General features: G+C 47.9%; 21 protein-coding genes. 14 read left to right on the forward strand and 7 right to left on the reverse strand.

Annotation, left to right across the window (positions count from 1 at the left end):
- Positions 1-58: 58 nt before the first annotated feature.
- Complete coding sequence (locus GWG06_RS11390; protein WP_235938293.1) at positions 59-1,321, forward strand: 3-deoxy-D-manno-octulosonic acid transferase; 1,263 nt, start codon at positions 59-61, stop codon at positions 1,319-1,321.
- Here the strand turns inward: GWG06_RS11390 and GWG06_RS11395 are convergent.
- The gene (locus GWG06_RS11395) at positions 1,291-2,118 is read right to left on the reverse strand and encodes a hypothetical protein (RefSeq protein WP_160713389.1); all 828 of its coding nucleotides are present in this window, start codon (positions 2,116-2,118) and stop codon (positions 1,291-1,293) included. The two genes, GWG06_RS11390 and GWG06_RS11395, sit on opposite strands and share 31 nt — an antisense overlap.
- Positions 2,119-2,207: 89 nt before the next feature.
- Between GWG06_RS11395 and GWG06_RS11400 the strand changes: the two genes are divergently transcribed.
- Positions 2,208-2,774, forward strand: coding sequence for a thymidine kinase (locus GWG06_RS11400; protein ID WP_127043812.1), 567 nt, complete (start codon positions 2,208-2,210; stop codon positions 2,772-2,774).
- Positions 2,775-2,921: 147 nt separating this feature from the next.
- On the opposite strand, the gene GWG06_RS11405 is transcribed toward GWG06_RS11400, so the two are convergent.
- Together GWG06_RS11405 and accC are read right to left on the reverse strand one after the other, a co-directional pair.
- Positions 2,922-3,404 (reverse strand): GtrA family protein, encoded by a 483-nt coding sequence (locus GWG06_RS11405; protein ID WP_235938297.1) that lies wholly within the window; start codon positions 3,402-3,404, stop codon positions 2,922-2,924.
- Between the two features lie 56 nt (positions 3,405-3,460).
- Positions 3,461-4,951 (reverse strand): acetyl-CoA carboxylase biotin carboxylase subunit, encoded by a 1,491-nt coding sequence (gene accC / locus GWG06_RS11410; protein ID WP_160713391.1) that lies wholly within the window; start codon positions 4,949-4,951, stop codon positions 3,461-3,463.
- A gap of 305 nt (positions 4,952-5,256) precedes the next feature.
- Here accC and GWG06_RS11415 point away from each other — a divergent pair, with 305 nt between their 5' ends.
- The 4 genes from GWG06_RS11415 (at position 5,257) to GWG06_RS11430 (ending at position 8,414) form a co-directional block, all read left to right on the forward strand.
- Positions 5,257-5,919: a heme exporter protein CcmB gene (locus GWG06_RS11415; RefSeq protein ID WP_160713393.1), complete on the forward strand. Its 663-nt coding sequence runs from the start codon at positions 5,257-5,259 to the stop codon at positions 5,917-5,919.
- Positions 5,920-6,064: 145 nt separating this feature from the next.
- Positions 6,065-6,727 (forward strand): cytochrome c biogenesis protein CcsA, encoded by a 663-nt coding sequence (ccsA, locus tag GWG06_RS11420; protein ID WP_127044270.1) that lies wholly within the window; start codon positions 6,065-6,067, stop codon positions 6,725-6,727.
- Complete coding sequence (locus GWG06_RS11425; protein WP_127044271.1) at positions 6,724-6,963, forward strand: CcmD family protein; 240 nt, start codon at positions 6,724-6,726, stop codon at positions 6,961-6,963. The genes ccsA and GWG06_RS11425 overlap by 4 nt, the downstream gene beginning before the upstream one ends.
- Before the next feature lie 32 nt (positions 6,964-6,995).
- Positions 6,996-8,414, forward strand: coding sequence for a Glu/Leu/Phe/Val family dehydrogenase (locus GWG06_RS11430; protein WP_127044272.1), 1,419 nt, complete (start codon positions 6,996-6,998; stop codon positions 8,412-8,414).
- An 87-nt stretch (positions 8,415-8,501) separates the two neighbouring features.
- Here the strand turns inward: GWG06_RS11430 and GWG06_RS11435 are convergent, their stop codons facing one another.
- Positions 8,502-8,945: a type I restriction enzyme HsdR N-terminal domain-containing protein gene (locus tag GWG06_RS11435; RefSeq protein ID WP_160713395.1), complete on the reverse strand. Its 444-nt coding sequence runs from the start codon at positions 8,943-8,945 to the stop codon at positions 8,502-8,504.
- An 86-nt stretch (positions 8,946-9,031) separates the two neighbouring features.
- Here GWG06_RS11435 and GWG06_RS11440 point away from each other — a divergent pair, with 86 nt between their 5' ends.
- From GWG06_RS11440 to GWG06_RS11455, 4 genes are all read left to right on the forward strand, one after another.
- The gene (locus GWG06_RS11440) at positions 9,032-9,802 is read left to right on the forward strand and encodes an AMP nucleosidase (protein ID WP_127044274.1); all 771 of its coding nucleotides are present in this window, start codon (positions 9,032-9,034) and stop codon (positions 9,800-9,802) included.
- A gap of 20 nt (positions 9,803-9,822) precedes the next feature.
- Positions 9,823-11,571 carry an ABC transporter ATP-binding protein gene (locus tag GWG06_RS11445; protein ID WP_160713397.1) on the forward strand — a complete coding sequence of 583 codons (1,749 nt, stop codon included), beginning with the start codon at positions 9,823-9,825 and terminating at the stop codon, positions 11,569-11,571.
- A gap of 101 nt (positions 11,572-11,672) precedes the next feature.
- On the forward strand, positions 11,673-12,722 hold the full coding sequence (queA, locus tag GWG06_RS11450) for a tRNA preQ1(34) S-adenosylmethionine ribosyltransferase-isomerase QueA (protein ID WP_127044622.1): 1,050 nt from the start codon (positions 11,673-11,675) through the stop codon (positions 12,720-12,722).
- A 141-nt stretch (positions 12,723-12,863) separates the two neighbouring features.
- The gene (locus tag GWG06_RS11455) at positions 12,864-13,535 is read left to right on the forward strand and encodes a 2-C-methyl-D-erythritol 4-phosphate cytidylyltransferase (protein WP_160713399.1); all 672 of its coding nucleotides are present in this window, start codon (positions 12,864-12,866) and stop codon (positions 13,533-13,535) included.
- Positions 13,536-13,649: 114 nt separating this feature from the next.
- Here the strand turns inward: GWG06_RS11455 and GWG06_RS11460 are convergent, their stop codons facing one another.
- Both GWG06_RS11460 and radC read right to left on the reverse strand, forming a co-directional pair.
- Positions 13,650-14,609 (reverse strand): Gfo/Idh/MocA family protein, encoded by a 960-nt coding sequence (locus GWG06_RS11460; RefSeq protein WP_127044158.1) that lies wholly within the window; start codon positions 14,607-14,609, stop codon positions 13,650-13,652.
- 65 nt (positions 14,610-14,674) lie between these two features.
- A complete protein-coding gene (radC, locus tag GWG06_RS11465) occupies positions 14,675-15,385 on the reverse strand; it encodes a RadC family protein (RefSeq protein ID WP_160713401.1) in 711 nt (236 codons plus the stop codon).
- Between the two features lie 280 nt (positions 15,386-15,665).
- Here radC and GWG06_RS11470 point away from each other — a divergent pair, with 280 nt between their 5' ends.
- The 4 genes from GWG06_RS11470 (at position 15,666) to GWG06_RS11485 (ending at position 18,590) form a co-directional block, all read left to right on the forward strand.
- Positions 15,666-16,625 (forward strand): ribose-phosphate pyrophosphokinase, encoded by a 960-nt coding sequence (locus tag GWG06_RS11470; protein WP_127044156.1) that lies wholly within the window; start codon positions 15,666-15,668, stop codon positions 16,623-16,625.
- A 37-nt stretch (positions 16,626-16,662) separates the two neighbouring features.
- A complete protein-coding gene (locus GWG06_RS11475) occupies positions 16,663-17,253 on the forward strand; it encodes a 50S ribosomal protein L25 (RefSeq protein ID WP_127044155.1) in 591 nt (196 codons plus the stop codon).
- Between the two features lie 90 nt (positions 17,254-17,343).
- Positions 17,344-17,925: an aminoacyl-tRNA hydrolase gene (pth, locus tag GWG06_RS11480; protein WP_127044154.1), complete on the forward strand. Its 582-nt coding sequence runs from the start codon at positions 17,344-17,346 to the stop codon at positions 17,923-17,925.
- A gap of 53 nt (positions 17,926-17,978) precedes the next feature.
- On the forward strand, positions 17,979-18,590 hold the full coding sequence (locus GWG06_RS11485) for a fumarylacetoacetate hydrolase family protein (RefSeq protein ID WP_127044153.1): 612 nt from the start codon (positions 17,979-17,981) through the stop codon (positions 18,588-18,590).
- A 156-nt stretch (positions 18,591-18,746) separates the two neighbouring features.
- Here GWG06_RS11485 and GWG06_RS11490 read toward each other — a convergent pair whose 3' ends face one another.
- Positions 18,747-19,181 (reverse strand): MarR family winged helix-turn-helix transcriptional regulator, encoded by a 435-nt coding sequence (locus GWG06_RS11490; RefSeq protein ID WP_127044152.1) that lies wholly within the window; start codon positions 19,179-19,181, stop codon positions 18,747-18,749.
- Between the last annotated feature and the right edge of the window lie 22 nt (positions 19,182-19,203).

Here is a 19,203-nt window from a genome sequence, read left to right on the forward strand (position 1 = left end):
GATTGGCGGGGGATTATCTTTGTACCGCCGATAAAATTCAGTAAAAGTACGGAGCCGGATGATAGCAACAGCAATTTATAATACAGGAATTCAATTATACCAGGCCGGCGTGCGGCTGGCTGCCGCCATGGGAAAGGAAAAGGCGGTTCGTTGGCTGAAAGGCAGACAGGACTGGCGTTTGCGGATGCAGGAGGCGGGCGTTGGCTCCGGGCCGGTGGTCTGGATACATGCTGCATCGCTGGGCGAATTTGAGCAGGGCAGGCCCGTACTGGAAGCTATCCGGGAGCAGTTTCCGGCATATAAAATTTTGTTAACTTTCTTTTCTCCCTCCGGGTACGAGGTCAGGAAAAATTATCCCGGTGCTGATTATATCTTTTACCTGCCCCTGGACACCGCCCGTAATGCCCGCGATTTCCTGGATATGGCAAAGCCTGCGCTGGCTATATTCATCAAATATGAATTCTGGTACCATTTCCTTACGGAACTGCATATACGAAAAATCCCTACCCTGCTGGTGTCGGGTATCTTCCGCCCCGGACAGGTCTTCTTTAAGGGCTATGGCGGTATGTTCCGCCGGTTGCTGCAGCAGCTGACGCATATTTTTGTACAGAATGAGGAGTCATTGCAGCTGCTGGAGCAAATAGGACTGCAGCAGGTGAGTATCAGCGGCGACACGCGGTTTGACCGGGTAGCGGCGCTGCTGCATGAAACGCGCACCCTGCCACAGGTAACACAGTTTGCCGGCGAGGCCCGCCTGCTGGTAGCCGGCAGCACCTGGCCGGAAGATGAGCAGCTGCTGGCCGACTGGTGGCTGAAAAACCGCCCTGCCGGCGTTAAGCTGATTATTGCGCCACATGAAATCCACGAAAGCCATATACGCAGCATCAGCAACCTGTTTCCGGATACCATCACCTGGTCGGCACTCAGCAAGGGGGCTGTCAGCGATGCGGGCGTGCTGATTATTGACAATGTAGGGATGCTCACCACACTGTACCGATATGCCCATATAGCCTATGTGGGCGGCGGTTTCGGAAAGGAGGGCATTCATAATATACTGGAACCGGCGGTATATGGAAAGCCGGTGCTGATAGGGCCGGAATACAGCCGCTATTTTGAAGCGGTTACGCTGGTAGCGCTGCAAGGTGCGCTGGTGGTAGCCGGCGCCGGAGATTTTACCCGCTATGTACAGGAGCTGCTGGGACAACCGGCATTTTACGGACATACCGCTGCGGTGGCAGGAGAATACGTAGCTGCCAGCAAAGGCGCTACAGATAAGGTTTTACATTATATTCAGGAGAATCGCTTTCTCAGCAGGGAATAGAAGTGTTTTACCAGGTGGTGGTCGTCCTGCCAGCCCTGGATGATTTTAATTTCCCGTTGTATCCAGTAGTCGGCTTCCTGCATAGAGCTGCACTCATTGATTGTTTTTACGGAACGCTCATACAGGTCAGTATCTCCGCGGAACAGCTCCTGGATGAACTGATACTTATCGTTGATGCCGATGGCGCTGCGCAGATCTTTTACAGGCATCTCACCCAGTTTCTGCGCTACTTCCAGTTGCTGCTGACGTAGCTTGTCATTGAGGGAAGTGCCGTAGCTGTGGGTTTTACCTACCAGTTCATTCAGATCTTTACGGATACCGTTGATTTCCGGTGTAGCGGTGGCCTGGCCGTTAGGCGGTGCGGGTATATGTTCCGGCTGATCAAAGAGGGTAGCCGGCGCAGGCGCTTTGGGCTTCTCTTTTTCAGGAGCGGGCGGTGGTGGTGTCGGTGGTGTGAAATGTTGTACCGGCGCGGGTGATGGCGGAGCCACCGGTTCCGGCGCAGCTGGTTGCGGAGCGGCCGCCGCTGGCGGGGCAGGAGTAGCTACCGGAGCTGGTTCCGGTTTTTCTGCCGGTATTGTTGTAGTTTGCGGCGCTATGGTAGTAACAGGCGCCTGCATCGGCATAATCACAGCAATCTGACTTTGCCTTTCCTGTACTTCCTGCTGATGTTGCCTGTTACGGGCATGCAATACCTCGGCCTGCAACAGCTGTACGTAGTACGAGATCGTTTGCAGGTCTGCACCGGAATTTTTCAATTCCTGCAATCTGTCAATTAATGCACTTATTTTATCCATGCCTTAATTGTTAACGCGTTATAAAAGAAATTATTTTATTTGCATAAAATTAGAATATTTTAATTAATTAATAATCAAAATAATACAATATGTTTATTGAACCTTCTCTTGCAGGAGGACGGAGAGGCTGGATCGAAGTAATATGCGGCTCTATGTTTTCCGGGAAAACCGAAGAGCTGATCCGCCGCCTGAAACGTGCACGTATTGCCAATTTAAAGGTAGAGATCTTTAAGCCCGCGGTAGACACACGTTACGAGGAAGGTAGCATTGTATCCCACGACGAAAACAAAATTGTCTCCACCCCGATAGAAAATTCTCAGCAAATATTGTTGCTGGCGCAGGAAGTAGACGTAGTAGGTATCGACGAGGCGCAGTTTTTTGATGAGGAACTGCCCAACGTCTGCGATCAGCTGGCGCTGCGCGGCATCCGGGTCATTGTAGCAGGGCTGGATATGGACTTCACCGGCAAGCCCTTCGGACAAATTCCCAACATGCTCGCGAAGGCAGACTATATCACCAAACTGCACGCCATCTGTGTAAAATGCGGCAACATCGCCAATTACTCCTACCGCAAATCCACCAGCAAGGAAACCCTTTTGTTAGGTGAAAAAGACCTGTATGAGCCGAGGTGCAGACAACACTATTATGAGAGTTAATTACGAATTGCGAATTGCGAATTACGAATTACGAATGTAGCCCGAAGATAAAAGCGAAGACCGAAGCGATAATACTATAAAGTATGCGCTTCGGTCTTCGCTTTTATCTTCGGGCTACATTCGTAATTCGCAATTCGTAATTCGTAATTACCCTGAATGCGTTACTTTAAACGTAAACTTCTTCTGCGTCAGGTAGCTGAAAGTGACTACCAATGCGGTGGTACATATCTTGCCTATGGTAGGGTAGAAGTGGAGTCTGTCTACAAAAAGTTTCATCAGGGCATAGTTCAGCAATACGCAGATGCCTACCAGTACGAAATAGCGGAACAGCTGCACGCGGCCGCGGAGGTTAGAGTCAGAAAATACTACGTATTTGCTCAGCAGGAACCCGGTGGGGAAGGTAACGGCCATAGACATGAACAGGGCCGCGATGTGGGCGCTGATGTTAATGACCGGGGTTACCACCATCTGCTGATGTAAAACAAAATTATAGCATATGAAGTACAGGAAGATATCCAATGCCGTATTGCCTCCGCCACACGCAAGGTAGCGGAAGGTTTGCCGGGGCATAAACCGGGCAAACGGCTGGTAGAAAAAGTCAATAATCTGTAGTATGATGCTGCGTATCATATAAAAAATTGGCGCAAAGTTACTTGAATTTCAGGTTTTCCGGAGCTACTTTAATCTTACCTTAACATATTCCTGTTTTTCCACGCGGATGCTTTACAGTTTTCGGAGTTGGCTTGTTGCTGTAAAGATAACTGTTGTTGCTGCCATACCTGCGCAGCCAGGATGGCGGCCAGTTTTTCCACATCAGGCTGCTCCTGTTGAAGCACCTGCGGCGTGAAATACTTACCGATAAAGTTAGTATCGAAATTTCCTTCAATAAATGCGGGCTGTTGCAGGGCCCAGCTGCCAAAGGGCAGCGTGGTGCGGATACCTTTCACCTGATACTCTTCAATGGCGCGCAGCAGCCGGTGACGCGCCTCTTCGCGGTTGCTGCCCCAGGCAATCAGTTTCGCAATCATCGGATCATAGAAAATAGGAATATCCATACCCTGTTCATAGCCGTCATCTACCCGTACGCCGTAGCCCTGCGGACGGATATAGGTTTCCAGTCTGCCGGTGTCGGGAAGGAAGTTATTGGCCGGATCTTCTGCACAGATACGCAGCTCTATGGCATGTCCGTTTATTTTCAGGGATTCCTGTGTGAAAGAGAGTTGTTCGCCGCGGGCCACCTTAATCTGTTCCTTTACCAGGTCAAGGCCGGTAATCAGTTCAGTAACCGGATGTTCCACCTGCAGGCGGGTATTCATTTCCAGGAAATAAAAATTCAGTTTTTCGTCTACCAGGAACTCTACAGTGCCCGCCCCGTAATAATTACAGGCTTTGGCCACGTCTACGGCGCATTTGCCCATCGCTTCCCGGATATCGGGTGTCAGCACGGATGATGGCGCTTCTTCTATCAGTTTCTGGTGACGGCGTTGAATGGAGCACTCCCTTTCAAAGAGATAAACGCAGTTCCCGTGACGGTCGCCCAGGATCTGTATTTCTATATGTCTGGGAGAGCCTACATATTTTTCAATGAAAACAGCATCATCGCCAAAGGCGCTCATCGCTTCACTTTTAGCCAGCCGGATCTGTTCTTCCAGCTCTTCGGAGGCATTTACCACCCGCATCCCTTTACCACCACCGCCGGCGGATGCCTTGATAAGAATAGGGAAGCCGGTTTTCTTCACTACTTCCCTGGCTTCTTCCAGGCTGCGCAGGGGCGTTTCTGTGCCCGGCACCATGGGTACCCCGAACTGCTGCGCTGCCTGCTTGGCCGCCAGCTTGCTGCCCATCACTTCTATGGAGGCGGCCGACGGACCTATAAATGTAATGCCTGCCGCAGTTACCTGCGCGGCGAAACGTGCATTCTCACTTAAAAAGCCATATCCGGGATGGATACCATCCGCTCCGGTGGCTTTTGCTACTTCAATGATCTTTTCTCCCAGCAGATAAGACTGGCTGGAGGGCGCCGGACCTATACACACCGCCTCATCAGCATACTGCACAAAAGGCATAGTACGGTCAGCTTCTGAAAATACTGCTACTGTCTTAATTCCCATCTCACGCGCCGAACGCATAATACGCAAGGCTATTTCTCCACGATTGGCAACCAGGATCTTTTTCATGCAAAAATTTTAACAAGCAGCTAATATAAAGAATAATAAATTACGAATTGCGAATTACGAATTGCGAATGGGGAACCCGCTTTGATCAGGCAGGAATAGGAATTAATTATGAATTAAGAATTATGAATGATGAGTTAAAGCGAAGAACGAAGCGGATAAGAAAAATATTTGCTCTGATCTTCGCTTTAACTCATCATTCATAATTCTTAATTCATAATTAATTCCTATTCCTGCCTGATCAAAGCGGGTTCCCCATTCGCAATTCGTAATTCGTAATTCGTAATTATTATCTTTGCTGCTTAATTATGAAAGAATCAGTTCATCAGACATTTACGCTGGTAAGGAAGGATCTGTTGCTGGAATTGCGCCAGCAGTATTCCTTCTATGGGGTGTTGCTGTATATTGTTTCCACTGTGTTTGTCATCAACCTGATGATGGGGCGGCCGGATGATAAGTTGTGGAATGCGCTGTTCTGGGTGGTACAGTTGTTTGTGGCGGTGAATGCTATTGCCAAGAGCTTTATGCAGGAGAGCCGGGGACGGCTGTTGTATTTTTACTCCCTGGTGCATCCGCGGGTGTTTATTGCGGCGAAGCTCATCTATAATGTGGTGCTGATGTTGCTGATGAGTGTGATTGCCCTGCTGTGCAGTATTGTGTTTCTGGGTAATCCGCTGACCAATGCCCCCTATTTCCTGGGGATTGTGCTGCTGGGAGGGGTCAGTTTATCCCTGTTATTTACGGTGCTGGCGGCTATTGCGGCCCAGGCCAACCATAATGCCGCGCTGATGGCGGTAATGGGTTTCCCTTTGATTATGCCGGTGCTGATGCTCCTGGCCAATATTTCTCTCTCTGCCTTTGTGACGGTATACCAGCCGGGGCTGCCTAAAATGTTCCTGCTGCTGGGCGGTATGGATGTGCTGGTGATTGCGCTTACCATGGTGCTTTTCCCTTTCCTGTGGAAGGATTAATTCGAAATATCGAAAGAAATCAGGCACTTATATAAATGAATTTTAACAGTATTTTAGGGATGTTTGATAAACTTAAAATCGCGTAAAATCTTTGTGATTAAGGATAAAACGTGTAGGTTTGCCCCCGAATATAGCTGTTAAAAAAATGGCCAGACATTGGTGGAAAGCATTAGCGATACTGCTGCTGATTTACGTAATTATCGCCGGGTTCACGATCAATATACCGATAATAGGAACCAATGGACAATCATCCCGTGGATTGTTTTTTCATGTGCCAATGTGGATATGCATGTATACCATGTTTACCATCTCCGTGGTAAATTCCCTGATTTTTCTGTCAAAATATGATCTGAAGAGAGATGTATATGCCTCCAGCGCTGCCGGAGTAGGCACTTTCTTTGGCGTATTGGGATTTGCTACCGGCTCCCTTTGGGCTACCTACACCTGGGGAGGTACGCTCACCAGCGATCCCAAACAGATGTGCACGGCTATCGCCATCCTCATTTACATGGCTTACCTGGTTCTTCGTTTATCCATTCACGATATAGACAAACGGGCGCGTATTTCGGCTGTTTTCAACATCTTTGCCTTTGCACTGCTGATTCCGCTCACCTATATCATCCCGCGCATGGTAGATTCTCTTCACCCCGGAAGCGCTACCACCCCGGGCTTTGCCTCCAATGATACGGAAGGTACCATGAAAATGGTGCTGTACCCGGCCTTTATAGGTTGGACACTGCTGAGTGTATGGATCTATACCCTCGTTGTACGCTACAAAAAACTAGAGCTTAAAAATATTTTCAGATGATCAACAAAGCATTGTCATGCTGCCTTACCCTGGCCCTGTTATTTATTTCTGTGCTCGCCAATGCACAGCAACAGGATACCGAGTCCGGCGCAGTGAATGAATTTTTCCGCAGTAATGGCAAAATATATGTGATTGTAGGGGTGCTGGTGATCATCTTCCTGGGAATAGTACTGTTTCTCATTAATCTGGATAGAAAAATCAGTAAACTGGAACAACGCGAAAAAACCAATCCGTAATAATCTAATCGTTATACCAAAACATACATATTATGTCGCAAGATCAGCATTATAGCTTTTTCCAGAGTGTGGAAAGAAGTTTCGACAAAGCAGCTGCATTCACCAAATGGGACAAGGGTATCCTGGAGCAGATCAAAGCCTGCAACGCGGTTTACCAGATCAAGTTTCCGGTGAGAATCGGTGATACAGTGCAGGTAATCGAAGCATACCGTGTGCAGCATTCCCATCACAAACTGCCTTGTAAAGGTGGTATACGCTTCAGTGATGAAGTAAATCAGGACGAAGTAATGGCACTGGCTTCCCTGATGACCTACAAATGCGCCATTGTAAATGTGCCTTTTGGTGGAGCTAAAGGTGGTCTGAAAATCAATCCCCGCAACTATACTCCCTTCCAGCTGGAAGCTATTACCCGCCGCTATACTGCGGAACTGGTAAAGAAAAACTTCATCGGCCCCGGTACCGACGTTCCTGCGCCGGATTACGGAACCGGTGAAAGAGAAATGAGCTGGATCCTCGACACATATATGAGCTTACGTCCGGGTGAAATCGACGGTTACGGTTGCGTTACCGGTAAACCCGTTTCCCAGGGTGGTGTACGCGGCCGTACAGAAGCTACCGGCCTCGGTGTATTCTATGGTCTGCGTGAACTGTGCAATATCAAGGAAGACATGGACCGTCTGGGCCTGACTACCGGTATTGAAGGTAAAAGAGTGATTGTACAGGGTATGGGTAACGTAGGTTATCATGCCGCCAAGTACTTCCACGAAGCAGGCGCTAAAGTGATCTGCCTCATCGAATGGGATGGCGCCATCTTCAACGAAAATGGCCTCAACCCTGATGAAGTACTGAAACATAAAAAAGCAACCGGTTCTATCAACAACTTCCCGGGTTCTGCCAACCTGAACAAAAACACAGACGGCCTGGAGCTGGAATGCGAAATCCTGATCCCTGCCGCGCTGGAAAATGTTATCGATAAACACAACGCACCCAATATCAAGGCTAAAATCATCGGTGAAGCAGCCAACGGTCCGCTGACGCCTGAAGCAGATGAAATCCTGAATAAGAAAGGTGTAATCGTTGTTCCGGATATGTTCCTGAACGCCGGCGGTGTAACCGTTTCCTACTTCGAATGGCTGAAGAACCTGAGCCACGTGCGTTATGGCCGTCTGGGCAAACGCTTCGATGAAAATATGAATATCCACATCTTACAGACTATCGAAGACCTGACCGGTAAAAAAGTGTCTGAGAAAGAAAGAAAATTCATCGCACATGGTGCGGATGAAGTGGATCTGGTATACTCCGGTCTGGAAGAAACCATGCACACTGCGCTCCACGAAGTACGCGACGTCATGATGGCTAATCCGCAGATCCATGATATGCGTACAGCTGCTTATGTTTGCGCTATCAACAAAGTGGGTGCTGCGTACGAGCAACTGGGTATTTTCCCTTGATCTGATCAGTACAGTTATTATTGTTATAAAGCTGATAAAACCTCTGCCTCCGGCAGGGGTTTTATTTTGGGGAGAGAAGTGCAGGCATCAGCCATAGGCAGGCATTTCGAACATAAATACCCATTGCTGCTGCTCCTGCCGGTACGTGCAGCAGAAGGTATTGACGCCGTTGGTCATCACCAGGTAGCGGGCGGGTATCACCATATTGTAACGCACCACCTGTTCCAGCGTCTGCTGCGTGATGGGCACATTCATTTCCTTGCATTCCACCAGCATCCAGGGCTCCATGCTGCGGTTATAAATCACAATGTCAAACCGCTTTTTCATCTCCCCCAGATATATCTCCCGCTCTATACCTATCAGCGCCTGCGGATACGATAACGTTTTCACGAGGTAGTTCAGGAAATTCTGCCTGACCCACTCTTCCGGTGTCAGCGTCACATATTTTTTCCGGAAACGGTCGAAAATGAATTCCCGGTTATTTTCCCGGGTGATCTTGAAGTCCGGTGCTGGGAAATTGATGATAATCAACAGTGTATGGTTTGATCTGTTGCGAAGATAGCGAGGATAATATTGAGAATAGCGAACAATTCCTTATATTTGCGTGTCAAAAGGCTATGAAGACAAAAGAAGAAATTGTAGCTAATTGGCTGCCCCGCTACACTGGTGAAAAATTAGAGCACTTTGGCTCCCATATTCTCCTCACCAATTTCAGTAACTACCTGACAATGTTTGCAGAATGGAACAACGTGGAAATTATAGGCGTTGGTAAACCTATGCAATGTGCTACTGCAGGCGATATTACCATTATTAACTTCGGTATGGGAAGCCCCGGTGCGGCTACTGTTATGGATCTGCTCACGGCGATCTCCCCGAAAGCGGTATTATTCCTGGGTAAATGCGGCGGGTTGAAAAAGAAAAACCAGATCGGCGACCTCATTCTGCCTATCGCGGCTATTCGCGGTGAAGGTACTTCCAATGACTACTTCCCGCCAGAAGTGCCGGCGTTACCCGCTTTCGCACTGCAGAAGGCTATCTCCACCACCATCCGCGATGCCGGGTATGATTACTGGACCGGTACCTGCTACACTACCAACCGCCGCGTATGGGAACATGATGCGGAATTCAAGCTGTACCTCGAACGCGTCAGAGCCATGGCGGTAGATATGGAAACAGCCACTATCTTCTCCGTAGGTTTCTACAATAAAATCCCTACCGGCGCACTGCTCCTGGTTTCCGACCAGCCCATGATTCCGGAAGGTGTGAAAACAGAGGAAAGCGACAGAAAAGTAACGACCAAATTTGTAGAACGTCACCTCAGAGTAGGTATTGACTCCCTGCAGAAACTGATAGAAAGCCACCAGACGGTGAAGCACCTGCGTTTTTAGAATTGTTGTATCTTCCCGGTATGCATTCCACGCGGGTAGAGATACAGAATATGGAAGTTGCCTTCCAGGCTCATAATACAACAGTAAAGGCTGTAAATCATCTCTCCTTGTCTATCGGCAAAGGAGAGATTGTCGGCGTAGTGGGGGAATCCGGTTCAGGCAAATCTGTTACCGCTCTCTCGCTCATGCGCCTGATACAGTCGCCGGGAAAAATTACCGGCGGCAGCATCCTCTACTATGGCGCAGATACCGCGCCGGTTAATCTCCTCCAGCTAACGGACAAGGATATGCGGGCTTACCGCGGCAACGAAATTGCCATGATCTTCCAGGAGCCTATGACCTCTCTCAATCCGTTGCATACCTGTGGCAACCAGGTGACAGAAGCCATCCGGCTGCATAGGCGCGTATCGCGCAAAGCTGCCAGGGAACAGGCTATAGCGCTATTTACAAAAGTAAGGCTACCCGATCCGGCTGCTATGATGCGCCGGTATCCGCATGAACTCTCCGGCGGACAAAAACAGCGCGTCATGATAGCGATGGCCATTTCCTGTGGCCCGCGGCTGCTCATAGCAGATGAACCCACCACTGCGCTGGATGTTACCGTTCAGAAAGCCATCCTGCAGTTGCTGAAGGAATTACAGCAACAGATGGATATGAGCGTACTGTTTATCACGCACGACCTCGGCGTGGTGGCGGAGATCGCCCAGCGGGTCGTCGTCATGTATAAAGGTAATATCGTGGAAGAAGGGCCGGTACAACAGGTGTTCCTGCATCCGCAGCACCCCTATACGAAAGGGCTGCTGGCTTGCAGGCCCCCGCTGGATAAGCGCCTGACAAGGCTCCCCGTTACGCGCGACTTCATGGAAACGGACGAACGGGGACAGATATACGAAAAGGCCGGAGCCGTGAAGGAAGTGACCGACAGGCTGATAATCAGCGAAGCCGCCCTGCAGGCAAGGCGGGACCTGCTGGCACAACGTACGCCCATACTGGAAGTACACAACCTGCAGACCTGGTTTCCTGTAAAGAAAAGTTTTACCGGCAAAGTGCTCCAATGGGCCAAAGCGGTAGATGATGTGAGCTTCAGCGTTACCGCCGGTGAAACACTTGGCCTGGTAGGTGAGTCGGGCTGCGGCAAAACTACACTCGGCCGCTCTGTTTTAAGATTAATAGAACCAACCGGCGGCAGTATTGTTTATAAAGGGCAGGAGCTGCGGAGTTTATCGCCTGCAGGCATGCGGGCACTGCGTAAGGATATGCAGCTCATCTTCCAGGATCCCTATGCTTCGCTGAATCCGAGGAAAACCGCCGGGGCGGCTATCCTGGAGCCGATGCAGGTACATGGCCTGTATGGCAGGGAAAGCGCACAGCGGGAGAAAGTGATGGAGCTGCTGGAAAAAGTGAACCTTTTACCGGAACATTTCCAGCGCTATCCGCATGAGTTTTCCGGCGGACAGCGGCAGCGGCTGGTGATAGCGCGCGCGCTGGCAGTGGATCCGTCCTTTATTATCTGCGATGAATCCGTAGCAGCACTGGATGTAAGTGTGCAGGCACAGGTGCTGAACCTGCTCATCCGCTTACGGGAAGAATTCGGGTTCAGCTGTATTTTCATCTCACATGACCTGTCTGTGGTGCGTTTCATCAGTGACCGTATGATGGTGATGCAACGGGGAAAAATAGTGGAAACAGGAGAGGCAGACCAGGTTTACCGGCATCCGCAGCATGCCTACACACAACAGCTGATAGCAGCTATTCCTAAGGGGATATAATATATAACTTGCTGGTTAATATTCATTTTTATCATTTTTTGATAGAAATGGTAATAATCAGTACCTTTGCACACTCTAAAAATTTTTATTCATACCGTAATATGAAACTATCACAGTTCAAATTCGATCTTCCTTTAAATCTGATCGCACAGCACCCTTCCAAGACAAGAGATGAATCACGCTTAATGGTGGTGAATCGTAATACCGGAAAAATTGAGCACAAGGTTTTCAAAGACATCCTGGGTTATTTCAATGACAAGGACGTTATGATTGTGAACAATACCAAGGTATTCCCTGCAAGGTTGTATGGCCGTAAGGAAAAGACAGGAGCAAAAATCGAGGTATTCCTGCTGCGTGAGCTGAACAAAGCTAACCGCCTGTGGGATGTAATCGTTGACCCGGCGCGTAAAATCCGCGTGGGTAACAAGTTGTATTTTGGTGATGACGAATCACTGGTAGCAGAGGTAATTGATAACACTACCTCCAGAGGCCGCACGATCCGTTTCTTATTCGAAGGTAATGACGATGAGTTCAAACAGGTACTGGATACCCTGGGAGAAACACCATTGCCTAAGTATATCAAGCGCAAGCCGGAAGAAGAAGATAAAGAGCGTTATCAGACCGTGTATGCAAAGTATGAAGGCGCAGTAGCTGCTCCTACAGCAGGTTTGCACTTCAGTCGCGAACTTATCAAGCGCCTGGAAATCAAAGGGGTGAAGTTTGCAGAAGTAACGCTGCATACAGGTTTGGGAACTTTCCGTCCTATCGAGGTGGAAGACCTGAGCAAACACAAAATGGATGCTGAGTATTTCCACATCGAAGAGCATGCCGTGAAAGTGGTGAACAAGGCGAAAGAAGAAAACCGCAGGATATGTGCCATCGGTACTACCTCCGTACGTGCGGTAGAATCTTCCGTAACTGCGCAGAACCACCTGAAAGCAGCTGAAGGCTGGACTAATACCTTCATTCATCCGCCTTATGATTTTGCTATTCCGAATGCGCTGGTAACCAACTTCCACCTGCCTAAAACCAGTCTGCTTATCATGACCTGCGCTTTTGCCGGTTATGATCTGATTATGGAAGCCTACCAGCAGGCTATTAAAGAAAAATACCGCTTTTTCAGTTATGGCGACGCCATGCTGATTATATAATTCAATTACGAATTACAAATTGCGAATTACGAATTACGAATGAAGAGCGAAGACATTAGCGGATAAAGAATTTACTTTTCCGCTAATGTCTTCGCTCTTCATTCGTAATTCGTAATTTGTAATTCGTAATTTTTTTTCCTTATGGGTGACAGAAAAAAGATAGCCATCATCGTTGCCGGAGGTTCCGGAACACGGATGCAGAGCGCCGTTCCAAAGCAGTTTCTGGACCTGGCAGGCAAACCGGTGCTGCATCATACAATAGCTGCCTTTGTGCAGGCGTACCCGGATATGGAGATTGTGCTGGTATTGCCGGAAATGCACTTCAGCCATGCTGAAAGTATCCTGCAGGCATTTGATACGTTGCCGGCGGTAACGATGGTCCAGGGAGGAGAAACCCGTTTCCATTCCGTAAAGAACGGGCTGGACACAGTTAGCGGCGATGCGGTGGTATTTGTGCATGATGGCGTACGGCCGCTGGTATCTGCTACGTTGATCCATACCTGTTATGAGGCTGCATTAAGCCATGGTAGCGCTATTCCGGTGATTGATATGAAAGACAGTATCCGGGAAATATCCGGGGAGAAGAATATGGCGGTAGACAGGGATCGTTATAAGATTATACAGACACCGCAGACATTTCTTTCTGAATTGATTCTGCCGGCCTTTGCGCTGCCCTATGATCCGTTGTTTACAGACGAAGCCACTGTAGTGGAGCGCCTGGGTCAGCCGGTGCACCTGGTGGCAGGAGAGGAGTCCAACATCAAAATTACCAAACCGCTGGACCTGACGGTGGCAGCCGCCCTCCTCTTTTAAAAGTGTATTTTATTATTTTATTATTTGAGATTTTGTTCCAAATAAAGAAGCCCTCCGGACTTTCCGGAGGGCTTCTTTATTTGGAACAAAATCTCAAATAATAAAATAATAAAATTATTTGTTGATTTTGGCGAGTATCTGGTGTGCTACATCCATGGCCTGGAGGCCGTCTATAGCATTTACGGTAACGGGTCTGTTGTGGAGAATGCTGTCGCGGAACATTTCCAGTTCCATTCTGATGGCGTTGGATTGTTTTACTTCCGGGTTATCGATGGCGATGGTTTTTTTGCCGTTGTTGGTGTCGATATCCAGGGTGAAGAGTCCTTCGTCTTCAGGTGTTTTGAGTTTAATGATTTCTGTTTTCTTATCCAGGAAGTCGATGCCGATGTAGGCGTCTTTCTGGAAGAGGCGCATTTTGCGCATCTTTTTCAGGGAGATGCGGCTGGAGGTAAGATTGGCTACGCAGCCGTTATGGAATTCGATACGTACGTTGGCGATATCCGGGGTGTCGCTCATTACTGCTACGCCGCTGGCGGAGATACGGCTGACGGTGGATTTCACGATACTGAGTACAATATCTATATCATGGATCATGAGATCGAGGATCACGCTGACATCGGTGCCGCGGGGATTGAATTCGGCGAGGCGGTGCACCTCGATGAACATGGGTTTCAGGTCATATCCTTTCAGTGCCAGGTAAGCGGGATTGAAGCGTTCCACATGCCCCACCTGGAATTTGATGTTGGCTTCATCCACCAGTTTCACCAGTGTTTTAGCTTCATCCATGGTGTTGGTCATGGGTTTTTCCACAAAGATATGTTTGCCGTTGCGGATGGCGAGTTCACATAGCTTAAAGTGGTGGGTGGTGGGAGCTACGATGTCTATGGCATCCACCAGCTGTATCAGCTCTTCCGCAGTGGTATACCGGGGGATGTTGTATAGCTCTGCCACGCTGGCCGCATTGGCATTGCTGGGATCATAAAAGCCTACTACTTCCACATCCTTCATGGATACCAGCTGAGAGAGATGGATTTTGCCTAGATGTCCGACCCCGAAGATTCCTATTTTGAGCATATTGGAACTGGATAAATAAATGCGAAAGTAATTAGATTTAGTGATTTAGCTATTTTGAAATTTAGTTATTTAAGCAGACCTTCTTCAGCGAGACTGTAGTATCCGGTTTCGGCTACGATAATGTGGTCCAGTATTTCCATATCGAAGAGGTGGCCGGCTTCTTTGAGTTTCTGGGTGATGCGGATATCCGCGGAGCTGGGGCGCAGGCTGCCGGAAGGGTGGTTATGGCACAGCAGCAGTTTGGAGGCGCCGGATTCCAGGGCTTCGCGGAAAATAATTTTTGCATCTACAACGGTGCCGGACATGCCGCCGTTGCTGAGGCAGCGGTAATGCAATACCTTGTTGGCATGATTGAGAAACATCACATAGAAGGTTTCGAAGCAGAGATCTGCCAGCAGGGGCTTGAAGAAGAGGGCGGCGTCTGAGCCGCAGCGGATAACGGTTTTTTTATCAATGCTGCCTGCCTGCCTGCGCCGGGCCAGTTCCATGGCCGCCATGATGGTAACGGCTTTGGCATGGCCTACGCCCCTGAGTTTCTGTAGTTTACGGAAATTTATCTTGCCCAGTTCCAGGAGGTTGTTATTGGCCAGCTGCATGATTTCTCTGGCCAGATCCAGTGCTGATTTGCGCTGGTGGCCGGTATGCAGTAGTATGGCCAGCAGTTCGGCATCGCTGAGGGCATGAGGACCTTTGGACATGAATTTTTCGCGCGGTTTTTCACTTTCCGGCCAGTTGCGGATGGCCAGATGGGGTACGGGCTGGGAGCTGACAAACATGGTTATTCTGTTTATCCAAATATACGATTCCCCTGCCGGAATATTTCAGTAGCAACCCTGCATTTTTTCCGCCCCGGTTGCAGCACTTCCTGTTAAAATGGTTATATTTATTAAGGATTGTTATGGAAAATTTTCCTCCCGGATTATCATCTGCATAAAATTGATTCAAAAATAATTACACTTTATTTTTGAATGATATATTTCCTGTCCGGGAAAAAAAAATCGTGCTGGTAGACTCAAAAATCATAGTTTTGCCACCTCTTTTCTCCAGTATACAAGTATGCAACCTTCAGTTAAAATCTTCACAGGTAACAGTAATCCGGCATTGGCCGAAAAAATTGCCAAAAGATATGGTAACGGACTTAATGGCCTTGGTAAATTAAAAATTCAGAAGTTCAGTGACGGCGAGTTTCAGCCCGTTTTCCTGGAAAGTATCCGTGGCGACTATGTTTTCCTTGTGCAGGGTACCAACGCCCCTTCAGATAACCTGATGGAGCTGTTGCTGATGATAGACGCAGCCAAGCGCGCATCGGCAGGGTATATCACCGCTGTGATCCCGTATTTCGGGTTTGCCCGCCAGGACAGAAAGGATAAACCACGTGTGGCCATCGGGTCTAAACTGGTAGCCAATCTGCTGACTTCGGCAGGGGCTAACAGGGTGATTACCATGGATTTACATGCTCCGCAGATCCAGGGTTTCTTCGATATTCCTGTGGATCACCTGGACAGCTCGGCTATTTTTATTCCCTACATTGAGAATTTAAAGCTGGAAAATCTTACCTTTGCGTCCCCGGACGTGGGTAGTACCAACAGGGTACGCGAAGTAGCCTCCTACTTTAATGCTGAAATGGTAATTTGTGACAAGCATCGCAAACGCGCCAATGAAATAGCCAGCATGGTAGTGATAGGTGATGTGAAAGACCGGGACATCGTGCTCATTGACGATATTTGCGATACTGCCGGCACACTTTCCAAAGCAGCCAACCTCCTGAAGGAGAAAGGCGCCAGAAGTGTAAGGGCTTTCTGTACGCACCCCGTTTTCAGCGGCAAAGCGTATGAGAATATCGAAAATTCCGTACTGGAAGAAATCGTGGTTTGTGATACTATTCCGATCAGACCGGAGAGTTCCAAAATTAAAGTGATCTCTGTGGCGGAACTGTTTGCAGTTGCCATCCGCAATATGCACGAAAACAAATCCATTACCAGCCTGTTTATACACAGTCAACGCAGGCAGGATTAACAACGTTTTTTTATCATTTATATAAATTGTTTAAGCAATGAAAACAATAACCATCGAAGGACAACTCAGGAGCGAATTCGGCAAAAAAGCCACCCGCCAGATCCGTTCTGAGGAAAAAGTGCCTTGCGTTATTTACGGGGGTGCAGAAACTGTTAATTTTTCAGCTCCTGCAAAAGCATTCAAAAACCTGGTGTACACTTCTGAATTCCAGATTGCAGAAGTTAAACTGGGCGCTAAAACTTACAGATGCGTACTGAAAGACCTGCAGTTTGACGTAGTAACTGACGAACTGTCTCACATCGATTTCATGGAACTCGTTGAAGACAAACAGGTTGCAGTTACCCTGCCCATTAAACTGGTTGGTTCTTCCGTAGGTGTTAAAGCCGGCGGTAAACTGGTAAGCAAACTGAAAGCACTGAAAGTAAAAGCATTACCTAAATTCCTGGTTGAGAACATCGAAGTAAACATCGAAAACCTGGAACTGAATGCTAACATCCGTGTTGAAGACGTGAAAGTAGAAGGTATCGAAATCACCAACTCTCCACGTATTCCTATCGCTTCTGTGGTAATGACCCGTCAGCTGCGTCAGGAAGAATCAGCTGCTGAAAAAGACGCTAAGAAGAAATAATCTTATCAGCAATATTTTTCCAGAAGGCCTCTCTTATATTAAGGGAGGCTTTTTTAATTTTGAGGCTCACCGGCTTTCTAAATAATCGTCATGAAATACTTAATTGCAGGCCTGGGTAACATAGGAGAAGAATACCGCAACACCCGCCATAACATTGGCTTTGATGTGGCAGATGCTTTTGTTGCCGCTCATAAGGCCACCTTTAACAATGACAGACTTGCTGAAGTAGCAGAATGTAAATGGAAAGGTAAAACCTTTATCGTCATTAAGCCCACCACCTATATGAACCTCAGCGGAAGGGCTATCAAGTACTGGCTGGATAAAGAGAAAATACCCATTGAAAACCTGCTCGTTATTATGGATGAACTGGCGTTACCGCTGGATGTAATCCGCTTACGCCCCGGTGGCAGCGATGCCGGCCATAACGGTCTGAAAAGCATCCAGGAATCCCTGGGTACCAATCAGTATCCCCGTTTGCGCTTCGGCATCGGTAATAATTATCCAAAAGGCAGACAGGTGGAGTTTGTACTCGGTAAATGGAAAAATACCGAAGCACCCATCGTACAGGAGAAAATAGAGAAATGCTCCGAGATCATCGAAAGCTTTGCCAGCATTGGCCTTGCACGTACCATGAACGAGTATAACAAACTTACTTTCCCTTCTGTAAAGTAAATTTGTAATTCTCCCTGTGATCTGCTTTATTTATCTTTTAAAACAAACGCATTATGAAAATTATTTGCGTAGGCAGGAATTATGCCGACCATGCCAAAGAACTGAAGAATGAAGTGCCGACAGAACCTGTACTGTTCATGAAACCCAAGAACGCTTTGTTACAGAACGGTCACCCGTTTTACTACCCTGAGTTTACCAGCAACCTGCATTACGAATGCGAACTGGTACTCCGTGTAAGTAAAAACGGCAAACATATCCAGGAGAAATTTGCAGACAAATATTACGACCAGATTGCCGTGGGTATTGATTTTACCGCACGCGACCTGCAGGATCAGCAGAAAGCAAAGGGACTGCCCTGGGAAATTGCCAAATCCTTCGATAACTCCGCCGTTGTAGGCAATTTTATACCTATCACCGCTGAAACAGATAAGAAGGATATTAACTTCTGCCTCTATAAAAACAAGCAACTGGCCCAGCAAGGCAATACCAAAGACCTGCTGTTTTCTTTCGACTACCTCGTTTCCTATATTTCAAAATTCTTTACCCTGAACATCGGCGACCTCATTTTCACCGGCACCCCCGCAGGCGTAGGACCTGCAGTTATCGGAGACAACTTTGAAGCATTCATTGAGGACGACTCGTTGCTGGAGTTTTCAGTAAAATAACGAGGAGGATAATTTAATTACGAATTACGAATTGCGAATTACGAATGTAGAAGCGAAGATTAAAACGAAGATTAAAGGAGATGTTTAATTGTTATCTCCTTTAATCTTCGTTTTAATCTTCGCTTCTACATTCGTAATTCGCAATTAAAACACCCCTCACGGTATATTCCCATAAATAGTATCCAATATCCTCGTCAGCTCCTTATAATCAGCTTCGGTCAGTGTTTTCCAGCCGATTTTGCGCATTTCGTGTACGAGTGGTTTCACTTCCCTGTATTTTTCCGCACCGGCGGGAGTTAGTTGCAGGTATACCTTGCGGCGGTCTGTGGTGTCGGCTTCTCTTCTTACCAGTCCTTTTTTTACCAGCAATTCTATAATGCGGGAGATGGTAGTAATATCCTTGGAGGTATTGCGGGCCAGCTCGTTATGGGTTGTTTTTTTGTGTTTGTACAGGTTTTCCACCAGCAGCCATTGATCCACGGTAATATCCATCTGGCGGGCATCAAACATTTTCTGCCAGTAATTGCGCAGTTTTTTGAGTGTCGCATCCAACTTAAAAAAAGAGGGATTACTGACAAAAGTATCAGTCATATTAATTAATTTGCAGTAGCAA

Source organism: Chitinophaga solisilvae (assembly GCF_009928525.1).
GTDB lineage: Bacteria > Bacteroidota > Bacteroidia > Chitinophagales > Chitinophagaceae > Chitinophaga > Chitinophaga solisilvae.